General features: G+C 42.8%; 11 protein-coding genes and 1 tRNA gene. 11 read left to right on the forward strand and 1 reads right to left on the reverse strand.

The genetic code is table 11. The features are described from left to right. Positions 1–2 precede the first annotated feature (2 nt). From NT178_03690 to NT178_03700, 3 genes are all read left to right on the forward strand, one after another. A complete protein-coding gene (locus NT178_03690; GenBank protein ID MCX5811630.1) occupies positions 3–1,301 on the forward strand; it encodes a nucleotide sugar dehydrogenase in 1,299 nt (432 codons plus the stop codon). Positions 1,302–1,383: 82 nt separating this feature from the next. Then, positions 1,384–1,462 (forward strand) — tRNA-Pro (locus NT178_03695). Between the two features lie 397 nt (positions 1,463–1,859). Then, a complete protein-coding gene (locus NT178_03700; GenBank protein MCX5811631.1) occupies positions 1,860–3,032 on the forward strand; it encodes a radical SAM protein in 1,173 nt (390 codons plus the stop codon). A gap of 89 nt (positions 3,033–3,121) precedes the next feature. On the opposite strand, the gene ahbC is transcribed toward NT178_03700, so the two are convergent. Continuing rightward, positions 3,122–4,306 carry a 12,18-didecarboxysiroheme deacetylase gene (gene ahbC / locus NT178_03705; GenBank protein MCX5811632.1) on the reverse strand — a complete coding sequence of 395 codons (1,185 nt, stop codon included), beginning with the start codon at positions 4,304–4,306 and terminating at the stop codon, positions 3,122–3,124. 188 nt (positions 4,307–4,494) lie between these two features. Between ahbC and NT178_03710 the strand changes: the two genes are divergently transcribed. The 8 genes from NT178_03710 to NT178_03745 all read left to right on the forward strand — a co-directional run bounded on the left by NT178_03710 (position 4,495) and on the right by NT178_03745 (position 13,374). Further along, positions 4,495–5,802, forward strand: coding sequence for a hemolysin family protein (locus NT178_03710; GenBank protein MCX5811633.1), 1,308 nt, complete (start codon positions 4,495–4,497; stop codon positions 5,800–5,802). 225 nt (positions 5,803–6,027) lie between these two features. Next, positions 6,028–6,651: a PEP-CTERM sorting domain-containing protein gene (locus tag NT178_03715; protein ID MCX5811634.1), complete on the forward strand. Its 624-nt coding sequence runs from the start codon at positions 6,028–6,030 to the stop codon at positions 6,649–6,651. A 203-nt stretch (positions 6,652–6,854) separates the two neighbouring features. Continuing rightward, positions 6,855–6,986: a hypothetical protein gene (locus NT178_03720; GenBank protein MCX5811635.1), complete on the forward strand. Its 132-nt coding sequence runs from the start codon at positions 6,855–6,857 to the stop codon at positions 6,984–6,986. Then, a complete protein-coding gene (locus NT178_03725; protein MCX5811636.1) occupies positions 6,979–8,133 on the forward strand; it encodes a radical SAM protein in 1,155 nt (384 codons plus the stop codon). The genes NT178_03720 and NT178_03725 overlap by 8 nt, the downstream gene beginning before the upstream one ends. Positions 8,134–8,577: 444 nt before the next feature. Further along, positions 8,578–9,831: a UDP-N-acetylglucosamine pyrophosphorylase gene (locus NT178_03730; GenBank protein ID MCX5811637.1), complete on the forward strand. Its 1,254-nt coding sequence runs from the start codon at positions 8,578–8,580 to the stop codon at positions 9,829–9,831. A gap of 22 nt (positions 9,832–9,853) precedes the next feature. Then, positions 9,854–11,203, forward strand: a complete 1,350-nt coding sequence (gene glmM, locus NT178_03735; protein MCX5811638.1) for a phosphoglucosamine mutase — start codon at positions 9,854–9,856, stop codon at positions 11,201–11,203. A 156-nt stretch (positions 11,204–11,359) separates the two neighbouring features. Beyond that, the gene (gene cysS, locus NT178_03740; protein MCX5811639.1) at positions 11,360–12,823 is read left to right on the forward strand and encodes a cysteine--tRNA ligase; all 1,464 of its coding nucleotides are present in this window, start codon (positions 11,360–11,362) and stop codon (positions 12,821–12,823) included. Further along, positions 12,820–13,374 carry a 2-oxoacid:acceptor oxidoreductase family protein gene (locus NT178_03745; protein ID MCX5811640.1) on the forward strand — a complete coding sequence of 185 codons (555 nt, stop codon included), beginning with the start codon at positions 12,820–12,822 and terminating at the stop codon, positions 13,372–13,374. The genes cysS and NT178_03745 overlap by 4 nt, the downstream gene beginning before the upstream one ends. The last annotated feature ends 22 nt before the right edge of the window (positions 13,375–13,396 follow it).

The raw sequence follows: 13,396 nt of genomic DNA on the forward strand, positions 1-13,396 counted from the left end.
AGATGTGTATGGATTTAATTGATAAAATAAATGGAAAATCTGCCCAGATAGGTGTAATTGGCCTTGGTTATGTGGGGTTGCCCCTTGTAATTGAATTCTGCTTGGCTGGCTTTAAGGTTACCGGTTTTGACAAGGACCTTGAAAAGGTAGAGCTACTTAAGCAGGGTAAGAGCTATATCAAACATATTCATATGTCATCTGTCAGGCAGGAACTGTCAGCCAGATTTACCCCTACATCAGATTTTTCACTCCTTGCAAAGGCTGACTGCATTATCATCTGTGTTCCAACCCCGCTTAATGAAAACAGGGAACCTGACATGACATATATCTTTAATACTACTGAGACTATTGCAAAAAATCTCCATACAGAACAATTAGTGGTACTTGAATCAACAACGTATCCCGGGACTACCGATGAAGATATGAGAAGGATACTCGAGAAGACCGGATTGAAGGCAGGTGAAGATTTTTACCTTGCATTTTCACCGGAACGCGAGGATCCAAACAACAAAGATTTCAACCTTAAAACAACACCAAAAGTTGTTGGAGGATACACACCTAAATGTCTTGAAATTGCTTTGACACTCTACAATTCTATAGTCGTAAAAACCGTACCCGTCTCATCTACAAGGGCTGCCGAAGCAACAAAACTGATTGAAAATACATACAGGGCTGTCAATATTGCCCTTGTCAACGAACTTAAAATGCTTTTTGACAGAATGGATATAGACATTTGGGAGACGATTGAAGCGGCTAAGACAAAACCATTCGGTTTTCATGCCTTCTACCCGGGACCCGGGCTTGGAGGTCACTGTATACCTATAGACCCTTTTTATCTTACGTGGAAAGCAAGAGAATATGGGTTTTCCACCCGTTTTGTGGAACTTGCCGGTGAAATTAATACAGCCATGCCTGATTTTGTTGTTACTAAAGTGATAAAAGCGCTTAACGATGCCGGAAAACCCGTTAAAGGAACGAAAATTTTACTTTTAGGGCTTGCATATAAAGCCAATGTTGATGATGACAGAGAATCTCCTTCTTACCACCTGATGGAAAAGCTTGAAGAAATGGGTGCCGCTGTAAGTTATAACGACCCCTACATACCGGTTATTAAACCCATACGCAAGTATCCGGAGTTCGCCGGCAGGCACTCTGTTGAAATTACCGGTAATTATGATTTGATGCTCATTGCTACCCCTCACGATATGTACAAAAACATAGACTTTTTTTCCTTCAACATCCCCATAGTTGATACGAGAAATATCGTGCATGGGGAAAATAGATTGCTTTACAAAGCGTAGGCGCGTCAGGCTGTAGTAAAAGCAGTTAATATCATTGAGTTACTGTTGAAAAGTAACAGTATATGTGTTATGTTATACCGTTCGGGGCGTGGCGCAGCATGGTTTAGCGCGCTTGCCTTGGGAGCAAGAGGTCGCTGGTTCAAATCCAGTCGCCCCGACCAGAATTATACCCGCCGTGACTTATCTAATTACCGCTGTCCGCAATTAAAAATTGTAATATTTTACACCATTGTCTATTGGTAAGTTTTGACGCTCAAGGTTGTAGACGAACATTGACAGGCTTTTTGTATTCTGCTAATATCATATATTGCAGCATTCCGGAAAACAGTATAGCTGAGGAAGGAGGTGAGAAGAATTGAAGAAGGGTAATGACAAAAAGGTACTTGAAAAAGAAGCATTATTCTGGAATGGCATCAAAAAAAGCTTAGGGAAGAGCATTACTAAGAGATGCCACAAATGAAAGGGCTGAAAGACGTAAAGTTGCAGGTCTGCAACTTAATCCCTGACAGGCAGCTAAGGTGTTGAATTGCCTTATCTGCCTGTCTTTTTATTTTATTTATGAAACTTAATCAAACTACTAAAAACGAACCATTATTCGATTTTTTTGTGCAGTGGCATCTCACGGAAAAATGCAATCTCAAGTGCACCCATTGTTATCAGGAAGGAAAAGCGATCAGAGATATGTCGCTGACGGAGATAAAAACGACAGTGCGGCATATTTCGGATACGATCCAACAGTGGTCGGATACCTATGAGATCCCTTTCTCTGCAAGTTCCAACATAACAGGTGGTGAGCCCCTTCTGCGGAAAGACCTTCCGAAAATTCTTCAGGAACTTGCCAGATATCATTTCAACATATCTGTTCTCACCAACGGGACATTGATGGAAAAGGAAACAGCCCGAATGCTTGCAGATTTTTCTGTCAGGGGTGTTCAGGTGAGCCTTGAGGGGCCGGAAATAATCCATGAAAAGATCCGGGGGAAACATAGCTTCTCCTCTGCTATTAGGGGTGTTGAATTCCTTCTTGATGCCGGGATTCCTGTAACCCTGAATGTCACGCTCTCTGAGCTAAATGCGGATTTTATTACAGATATGGTGTCTTTAGCAACCGATCTTGGAGTCCAGCGCCTCGGCTTTTCTCGACTCGTGCCTTATGGAAGAGGCTTCTCAATGCTAACAAGGATGCTCACAAAAGAGAGGGTCAGAGAAGTCTATGAGCAGATATTTTCAACCAAGGCCCCAAGTTCTGAACAAGAGCATATCCCGCAAGCCCCCCTTTTTAACCGGGGTCCAGAGGCGCACAGTGATTTGAATCCATACCTATCCGGGAAGCCCACGGTCCTCAAATGCGAAGAGCTTCAAATTGTAACAGGTGACCCTGTTGCATCACAGTTGGGTGTAGAAGCAATCGATGATGATTTTGAAGCCGTTCCTGTTGGTGGCTGTGCCGCAGGGGTATCAGGAGTAACCTTGCTACCCGATGGAACGATTTCCCCTTGCAGGCGGTTGGATATTTCTATCGGAAACATATTAAAGGATTCGCTGAGGGAAGTGTGGGCAACTTCGAGCGTCCTGAATGTTCTTAGAGACAAAAATGCCTATAAGGGAAAATGTAAGACCTGTAAGCGTTGGTCAAACTGCCGGGGATGCAGGGCAATAGCCTATGCCTATGCTCTTTCCCAGGGGAGGAACGATTTTCTTGACGAAGACCCCCAGTGCTTTATTGAGTGAGAATTCTAGAACATCTTTTGGAGTGTAAGGGTGGATATCCCTAACGTCCCTTGAGTTTTTTGATAACTATTACAACGTTAAAAATCATCTTACAAGGAAATCTCTTCTTCCGTCAGATAGCACTGCGGGTCTTCTGCCCACACATCACCTGCAACCGCCTCTGCCCTGACCCTGAAATTTCCCGCACATATATTGAGCCATCTGCATCTTGTGCATCTGCCTTTTACAAATTGCTTCTTATTCTTCAACTTTGCCATAAGCTCGTTTGAGGAATCCATCCAGATTTCGCTGAAGGGCTTTTTTCTCACGTTGCCAAAGGCGTAATGCCTCCAGAACTGGTCTGCATGGACATACCCTTCCTCATCCACACAGGCAATGCCCTTACCTGATGCATTCCCTTCATTCATCATAAGGAGTTTATACACCTCTTCCGCCCTTTTTCTGTCTTCTTTTAAAAGCCGTAAATATGTGTAGGGACCGTCAGCATGGTTATCAACAGTAAGCACTTCAATTGGCTTACCCTGGTTAAAAAAGGCTTGAGTACGGTCCATAATATAATCAACAACTTTTCTTGACTCAACGTGCGGAAGGTCTTCCGAGATTAACATAGAACCCCTTCCCGCATATACAAGGTGATAGAAGCAGACCCTCTCTATGCCCTCTTCCTCGATAAGGTCGAAGACCCTTGGAATCTCTTCGTAATTTCTTTTGTTTATCGTAAACCGCAAGCCCACCTTTATCCCTGCCTTTTTTGCGTTCCTGATCCCGGTTATTGCCCGCCCAAACGCCCCCTCAACACCCCTGAAGGCATCGTTTTTTTCTGCAATGCCATCGATACTTACTCCTACATAGGAGAGCGAAAACTCTGAAAAAACCCGTGCTTTTTCCTGTGTGATAAGGGTGCCATTTGTTGAAATAACTGCCCGCATCCCTTTCTTTACCGCGTAATCGATAAGGCGGGGTAGATCATCCCTCAGCAGGGGTTCGCCGCCCGAAAAAAGGATCACGGGCACACCAAAAGAGGCAAGGTCATCAATCATTTCCATACCCTCTTGCGTCGAAAGTTCCTTTCCCTTATATTCCTCGCCTTCAGCAAAGGCATAACAGTGCACACATCTCAGATTGCACCGTTTTGTCATATTCCATACAACAACTGGTTTTTTATCTTGCGAGAACTGCAAGAGATGTGAAGGCAGTTTTGCTGAATCCCTGCCGTACCTGAGAGGGTCTGAGGCCTCAACGGCTCCGCAGTACAACTTGGATATACCGATCATGTTGTTATTTTGTACGCAAAATGGAAAAAAGTCAACGAAGTTATCCCTTGTCCCTTATCCGGCGGGATTAAGACATTCCAGGAAGTCTTGTCCGCAGGACGAGAAGCTTCGTTTTTAAGAGTCTGTTATTCTTTAACTGTGGTATAATCGATTAGAATTTAAAACTATTTTAAAGGAGTATTATAAATATGCCCTTTTTAGAAATTACCTCAGTAATAATTCTTTTAATTCTCAATGGCATCTTTTCAGCAGGGGAAATGGCAATTGTTTCTATGAGGAAGAGCGAGATAAAGGATATGGCTAAAGATAAAAATGAAAAGAGGGCAGAGGCCTTGCTCGAGATGAAGGAAAATCCTGAAAGTTTCCTCTCTGCAGTGCAGATCGGCATTACTTTATTCGGCACCCTTGCCTCGGCAATAGGAGGTGTCTTTTCGGTAAAATATCTCAAGCCGTTATTTGAGAGGATACCTTTTATCCGTGCGATAAGCGATACAGTTTCACTTGTAATCGTTGTGGTAGTGCTGACATATCTTTTTCTTATTATCGGCGAGCTTGTGCCGAAATATATCGGTATCAATTATAAAAAACGTGTCGCTCTGTGGGTTACACCCGTATTTGGCCTCACCTCCAGAGTACTCTTTGTTTTTGTGAACTTTATGTCGCTTTCCACGATGCTTGTGGTGCAAAGTCTTAATTTAAAAAAACGTGAAGAGCATGCCGGAGAGGGTGAAATAAAAATATTGCTGGAGGAGGGCAGAAGAAAGGGCATCTTTGACAGGACAGAAGAGGAACTGATTCACGGTGTCTTTAAGTTTGCCGATAAATCGGTAAAAGATGTTATGGTTCCAAAACCGAATATTTACAGTATCGATATTGAAAAAAGCAAGGATACAGTCATGGGATATATTGTTGAAAACGAGTTTTCACGTTACCCTGTTTACAGGAATAATCTTGATAACATTGTAGGCATTGCTTATTTAAAAGATATCTTTAAGCAGATGTGGAGTCAACAGACCCCTTTCAATCTGGAAAAACTGGTAAGAAAACCTTATTTTGTGCCTGACACGATGAAGGTCAGCGTTTTATTGAAGGAGATGCAGAAAAGACGTCAGCACCTTGCTGTTGTGATAGACGAATACGGAACCACTGTTGGTATTGTAACGCTTGAAGATATTATGGAAGAGATATTCGGTGAAATTATGGATGAAACAGATGTAGACGACAGAATAGAAAGACTAAGGGACGGTACTGTCATTATCGATGCCTCCTATTCTATCAGAGACCTGAATAACAGGTTAAATATTAATCTACCGGAATCCTCTGATTATGAGACCCTCGGTGGATTTATCCTTATTCAGCTACAGGATATCCCGAGGAGTGGAGAGATAATTTATTATGGGGTGCACAGATTCACCGTAGTAGGCTTAGAGGGTAGAAGGATCACAAAAGTTAAATTGGACAAACCGTTTGCAAAGCAGCACGTTGTTAGCGGTTAAGATATTTTTTTATCAGACGATAATACATAAATGGGTAAAATGTGCTATAATATAATAATATGTCTACAATCTTTGTGGGTACTCTAACGAAAATTGTAGAAGCAGTTAAAAAACCGCTTGTGTTTTAAGGTAAATAGCATGGCACGTAAATTGCTTTAAAGTTTAGTGTAATGGAAAAAACAATTTCCATTATAAGTATTGTTTTCAAAATTTGGAGGACAGAACATGAAAAAGACATTTTTAATCTTGGTGATAGTAGGTTTTATATGGGCACTCGGCGTCGGTACCGGACTTGCCGACACTATAAATCTCCAGACTCTCCCGTCCAGCACCTATAATGGATACTATGTCGGCGGAGTAGGCGGAAACATCAATGGCGGACACACGATGAGCTTTTATTGCAACGATTTCTCGACAACAACATATGTGCCAAGTTCTTTTGCCGTTGCAGTAAGTACCTTGTCCGACCTTTCCCAAACAAAATTTGGAGGTACACCTAATGCCCTGTCCAGATATCAGCAGGCAGGGTGGCTTATTAGTCAGATGGAACTTAACCCCTCTCAGGTGGGACCGATTCAGTATGCATTATGGAGCGTCTTCAATTCATCAACGCCAAGCCCGCCCGGTGCAGCAAATTGGCTTAGCGCTGCAAGTTCCATAAACCCGGCTCAATTTGATTTCAGCTCGGTGCGTGTCTATACGGCGACCAATACCGTAAACCAGGAATTTATCAGTGGCGGGGCACATGCACTGCCTGAGCCGTCAATCATACTCCTGCTCAGCTTGGGCCTTGGCTGTTTAGTCTTAGTCAAGCGGAGGCTGCAAAAAAAGACTGCACTCAGGGTTTAGGAAAGGGTTATTCACAGCGCAAGGCAAATTACTTCAGATTTGCACATGTAAATCTATCGGCAGTGTTCATATAACAATTCTGTATTACTTGTTTACACGGATCTCTTTGCCGGAATACCTTACTGGAAGTTGATATACCACATTTTCCGTTGAAAATACAGGGGTTATGTGGTATGTTTATCGCATTTAAAAGGAGGTAGCATATGGGATCTAATACAAAAAAGGTGGAATTGAGAAGAAAGAGGAAAAGAACAGCATCAGGGAAGAAGAGGAAAAAAGTTATGTCGAAGATGTCTACACCCGCCTTCCCTATCCATATAGAAAAGAATGAGTAATGCCTTCCGTTATGAAATAGGTCCGATTAGGCCCCCGAATGAGGCGTACAGCCTTTTGTTGAGGTTTACCCGGAATTGCCCCTGGAACCAATGTGCCTTTTGCCACGTATACAAGAGGAGGAGGTTCGAAAAAAGGGATCCGGAAGAGATAAAAAAAGACATTGATACTGTTAAGGCCATACATGACGATATCGTAAATCTATCATTAAAAAAGGGTTTTGGGGGTAGGATCACCGAATCGCTGGCAGAATATATATTCTCCGGCAGCACCTACAATGAATGCTACAGGAGCATCACTGTCTGGCTGTATTTTGGAGGGAAAAACGTATTCATACAGGATGCAAATTCCCTTGCCATGAAACCCGAAGATTTTGTTAATGCATTGAAATATTTGAAAGAAAAATTCCCAACTGTTGACAGGGTAACATCCTATGCCCGTTCGAGGACTATCGCTAAAAGACTGACTGTTGACAATTTAAAAAAGATGAAACAGGCCGGACTTACGAGGCTTCACGTAGGTCTGGAATCAGGCAGTAACGCCCTCCTTAAGTATATGAGGAAAGGGGCAATAAAGGAAGACCATGTTGAATGCGGGAAAAAGGTAAAAGAATCAGGCATAGAGCTCTCCGAATATGTTGTTCTTGGTATGGGCGGCAAGAAATGGTGGAAAGAGCATGCAATTGAAACTGCTGAAGTCCTTAACCGGATAGACCCCGATTTTATACGGTTAAGGACATTAAAAGTCTTAAAGGATATGCTGCTTTACGAAAAGCTTGAAACAGGCGATTTTGCACTCTCAACCGAAGAGGACATTGTTTTAGAAGAGAGGCTGTTGATAGAGAACCTGAATGGAATTACAAGCCATTTAAAAAGCGACCATATTCTTAACTTACTCGAAGAAGTCGACGGCAAGTTGCCGGAAGACAAAGAAAAGATACTATCTGTTGTTGATGAATTTCTTTCTCTTACCGAGGAGCAAAAGCTTATTTTCAGGTTCGGAAGAAGGGCCGGTATTTACAGATGCTTAAACGACTTAAACGATGAACTCACATACTTCAAAATAAAAAAGCAGATTCGCGAGATGGAAGCAAAAGAACCGGGTAGCACTGAAAAGACCCTCTCGCTGCTGCTCGATAACTATATTTGACAAAAAAATATTTTTTCTTGTTTAAAATTAACCCGCAACAGGTTGTTTATCTTTGGTTATCTGGAAGTATCGTTTAAACACATCAAAATAATATAAATAAATAATTTCTGAGAATCTTGACACCCGCTTCTTTATATTGGCTGCAGTCCTTGCATTTTCGGTCATATTGTCTCTATTTCTTTCATTAAAATGTTGAAAATATGGAGAAAAGCCAGGAATCTATTTCAAAAAGAAGCCGATAAACTTATTGAATTTAGTTTTTCATGTGATTACAAGTGGTTGCCTGATAATGAGGCTAAAAAGTCCAGCAAGTCCGGTATTATTTACATTGTTGACCTGGATTACGTAAAATGTTAATTTTCGAAAGCTCATGCTTATGGCAAGCCATTAACGCTCAAGCGCTTTATACAATTTTTTACTAAATGTTTTTATCAGGAGGAAGCTTTGGAACTCAAGGCCAGATCATATAACAAGATCGTCCAGTTAGTAAATAAAGGCGTGGATATCCCCAATCCTGCAACGCTCGACATCGGCAAAGAGGTCAACCCTGAACGTATTTCAGGCAACGGGGTGACGATCTACCCCGGATGTCGGATTTATGGCGAGAAGACGGTCATCTCGGCAGGTGCAAAGATAGGCTACGAAGGTCCGGTAACAATTGATGACTGCCAGATCGGTCCAAATGTTGAGCTCAAGGGCGGGTACTTCAATAAAGCTGTTTTTCTCGAAAAGGCCAACATGGGTCTTGGCGCTCATGTGCGTGAAGGATGTATTTTAGAAGAAGAGGCAGGCGGTGCCCACTGTGTGGGATTGAAGCAGACCATCCTCTTCCCTTTTGTCACCCTTGGGAGCCTGATAAATTTTTGTGACTGTCTGATGGCAGGCGGCACAAGCCGGAAAGACCACAGCGAAGTCGGCAGTTCGTACATCCATTTTAATTTCACCCCTGATGGAGACAAAACAACGGCGTCTCTTATCGGTGATGTTCCAAGAGGTGTAATGCTAAACCAGCCCCCAATTTTTCTGGGAGGGCAGGGCGGCATGGTGGGACCGCTCCGTATAGGTTACGGCAATATTATTGCCGCAGGCACGGTATTACGAAAAGATATTACCAAGGAAAACAAATTGATTTTCGGCAAAAACATGTCCGGTGCAATGATTGACAACAATCCAAAAAATTATCCCTCAATTTCCCGTGTGGTGGGAAACAACATCCTCTACCTGGCAAATCTGGTTGCACTTGAACAATGGTATATGCATATTCGCCAGCCCTTTTTTAAAGAACAGGAATTCGGCGAGCTTATCTATGCGGGAGCAATGGACAAACTGCCGTCGGCAAAAAAGGAACGCATTAAACGCCTTGCGGATATGGCAGACAAAGCAAAAGTCTCTATTGAAAAATACCCCGATAAAAAACAATCCGAAACCGGTAAAAAAGAATTTCACGCCGCTGTTGACAATATCCGGGAAATTTTTACCGGCAACCTTGCAAGCAACCTGCATGGGGAACTGCGTGACAGTTTTCTTGCCGCAACGAATTTACAAAAACAAAACGATGACAAAAATTATATTGATTTTATAAAAAGTTTGCCTGTCGACGCATCAAGGGCGGGCGTAAAATGGCTTGAGGCAATCATTGACAGTCTTTGCAGCGAGGCAAGCAGCTCCATGCCGTCACTAAACCTGTTTAATAAATAGCTTTTTAAAAAGGAGGCAACAAATGGGTCAATTATTCGGTACAGACGGAATAAGGGGCGAGGCCAACCGTCATCCGATGAATTCCGCCATTGCATTTTCAGTGGGACAAGCAATCACACATCTGTTGAGAAAATCTCATCACAAACCCAGGTTGATTATAGGAAAAGACACGAGGATTTCCGGCTATATGCTGGAAAGTTCCCTTGAGGCAGGCATTACCTCCATGGGAGGGATACCTTTCCTTGTCGGGGTTTTGCCTACGCCGGGCATTGCCTTCATCACTCAGAGCATGCGCGCCGACGCAGGGGTTGTTATCTCTGCCTCCCACAATCCATATCAGGATAACGGAATCAAAATTTTTTCAGGTAATGGCTTTAAATTGTCCGACGAGCAGGAAGACACTATAGAAGCACTGATGCTCGAAGGTAAACTTCCCGACATGGTACCTCCGGCAGCAGAAATGGGGCGTGCATACCGCTTGGATGATGTACACGGGAGATATATTGTTTTTCTGAAAAATACCTTTCCCCGTGAATTATCTATGGAAGATATGAAGATTATAATAGATGCCGCCAACGGTGCCGCTTACAAGGTTGCCCCTGATGCATTTTTTGAACTGGGTGCCGATATTGAGGTAATCCATAACAAACCAAACGGCCTTAATATCAACGACAATTGCGGATCTCAATACACAAGTGATCTTAAAAAACGCGTTATAGAAACAGGTGCAGCCATAGGACTTGCCTTTGACGGCGATGGGGACCGCCTCATTGCCGTTGACGAAAAGGGCAATGAAATCACTGGTGATCAAATCCTCATTATCTGCGCCAAAGTATTAAAAGATGAGGGCAAGTTGAAAAATGACCTGCTTGTCAGCACTATTATGAGCAATCTCGGGCTTACCATGGCCTGCAAGAAATACGGCTTCAAGCAACATGCTTCAAAGGTCGGGGACCGGTATGTCCTGGAAGACATGTTGCGTTTAGGAAGTATTATCGGCGGCGAAGAATCGGGTCACATGATCTTTCTCGATCATCACACGACCGGCGACGGCATTCTTACAGCCATGCAACTAATCGCCGTCATGGTAAAAACAGGAAAATCTTTGTCCGAGCTTGCCAAATTAATGGATGTATTTCCACAAAAGGTCATCAACGTACCGGTAACAAGCATGCCCGAAATTATTTCTTTACCACAGGTAGTTCAGGTAATCAGGCAGGTTGAGAAAGAACTCGGTGAAAGCGGCCGGGTACTGGTACGCTATTCAGGTACACAGAACGTTTGCCGTGTGATGATCGAAGGACCCAGCGATGAGTTGACCGAAAAATATTGCAAACAGATTGCAGATGTTTTAAGTGCCGCAATAGGATAAGGGGGAAGGGGGATTAAATGTCGATCCAGGTTTTTGTAACCCATGAGTTAAACACATAGGCAAGGTAGCTGCAGAAATTGTAGAAAGGGATATTATCAAAGCGCTCCAGCGAAGATACTTTTGACAACGCGCCGACGGTTATGTTAAAAATACGCCATGACGATAAGAGTTTACAATACATTTACAGGGAAAAAAGAGGAATTTATACCTGTGCATGTTGGCAAGGTCAAACTGTATGTATGCGGCGTCACTGTTTATGACCATTGTCATATTGGACATGCACGGAGCGCCATTGTTTTTGATGTGATTTATAGATATCTAAAGACAAAAGGCTATGAAGTTACCTTTGTAAAAAACTTTACCGATATAGACGATAAAATCATTAAAAAGGCAAACATCGAAGGAATTTCCTGGAAAGAGGTCGGTACAAAATACATAACATCTTTTTACGAGGATATGGATGCGTTGAACATTTTACGACCCACCCATGAACCAAAAGCAACCGACCATATCGACGAAATGGTTGTTCTTGTGGAAACACTTCTGAAAAAAGGCTATGCCTATAACACAAACGGCGATATCTATTTTTCCGTTGAGAGTTTCAAGAGCTATGGTGCCCTTTCAAAAAGGACACTTGAGGAAATGGTGGCTGGTGCGCGAGTTGAAGTGGATGAGAGAAAAAGAAATCCACTTGACTTTGCCCTATGGAAAGCGTCAAAAGAAGGCGAACCCTCATGGGATACTCCTTTTGGGAAAGGCCGGCCGGGTTGGCATTTGGAATGCTCAGTTATGAGCACAAAGTATCTTGACAACCCCTTTGATATTCATGGCGGGGGGAAAGACCTGATATTCCCCCATCACGAAAACGAAAGAGCTCAAACAGAGGCTGCGACGGGTGGTAAGTTCGTAAACTATTGGATACATAACGGTTTTGTCAACATTCAGAAAGAAAAGATGTCTAAATCGCTGGGCAACTTTCTTTTGATAAAGGATTTTATAAAAGAATACCACCCTGAGGCGCTAAGACTTTTTTTTCTTTCGACACACTACAGAAGCCCGATAGATTACAACGAAAAATCAATAGAAGATAACAACAATACCCTCTACCGGCTCTACTATACCCTTGAAAGGGCATTAAAAATAGAAAGGTCTACAGGAGCCGTACCAAAAAAATTTGTTGAGACTGCAGAGATTGAAAAGAGGTTTTATGAGGCAATGGACGATGATTTCAACACAGCCCTTGCACTGTCCTGTATGCTTGAGTTGTCAAAGACGCTGAATAAGCTTATTGACCAGAACGATGAAAGCGCATCGCCGTTCATTGTCTACACCAGGAATGTTTTTACTTCGCTTGCCGATGTTCTTGGATTTTTGAAGAGTGATTTCGATGTATTCGATTCACAGGAGAAAGTCCGCCACCTGACGCGTGTTGGATTAGATATGCCTTCTCTTGAAGGTTTTATGAAAGAAAGGGTGGAAGCGAGAAAAAATAAGAATTATAAGAGAGCGGATGAGATCCGCGAAACGCTTTCCGGGCAGGGGATCTTTTTACAAGATTCACCAAAAGGCACAGAATGGAGAATAAAAAATATTTTTACATCAAAAGGGGAGGATAGATGATAGAGATAAGATTTCATGGAAGAGGCGGTCAAGGTGCAGTGACGTCTGCAGAAATTGTTGCCCAGGCTGCAATAAAACTGAATTACTATGCACAGGCATTCCCAAGTTTTGGTCCGGAAAGGAGAGGCGCTCCTGTTCAGGCTTTTTTACGGGTTTCAAATACACCTATCAGACTCAGATCAAAGATATATTACCCGGATAATGTTATTATACTGGATCCCACATTGCTGAACACTGCAAATCCAACAGTCGGCTTAAAAGAACATGGTTTTATAATTATTAATTCCAATAAGTCTGCCGATGAATTGAAGGAACTGTTCCCGGGACGCAACATAGCCCATGTTGATGCCTCAAAGATAGCGAAAGAGGAACTTGGTATACCAATCACAAATACCACCATGATAGGAGCTTTGGTGAAGGCATCGGACGTTGTTAGCATAGAAGCGCTGGAGGAACCGGTGCGAGAGCGCTTTGGGGTGATTGCACAGAAGAATATCAACGCATATATGCGTGCCTATAGCGAGACGAATATTATCAAAGGTGTAAAATAATAAAACACTCTATGCTTGCCGC

The sequence above is a fragment of the Pseudomonadota bacterium genome, assembly GCA_026388255.1.
Taxonomy (GTDB): Bacteria; Desulfobacterota; Syntrophorhabdia; order Syntrophorhabdales; family Syntrophorhabdaceae; genus JAPLKB01.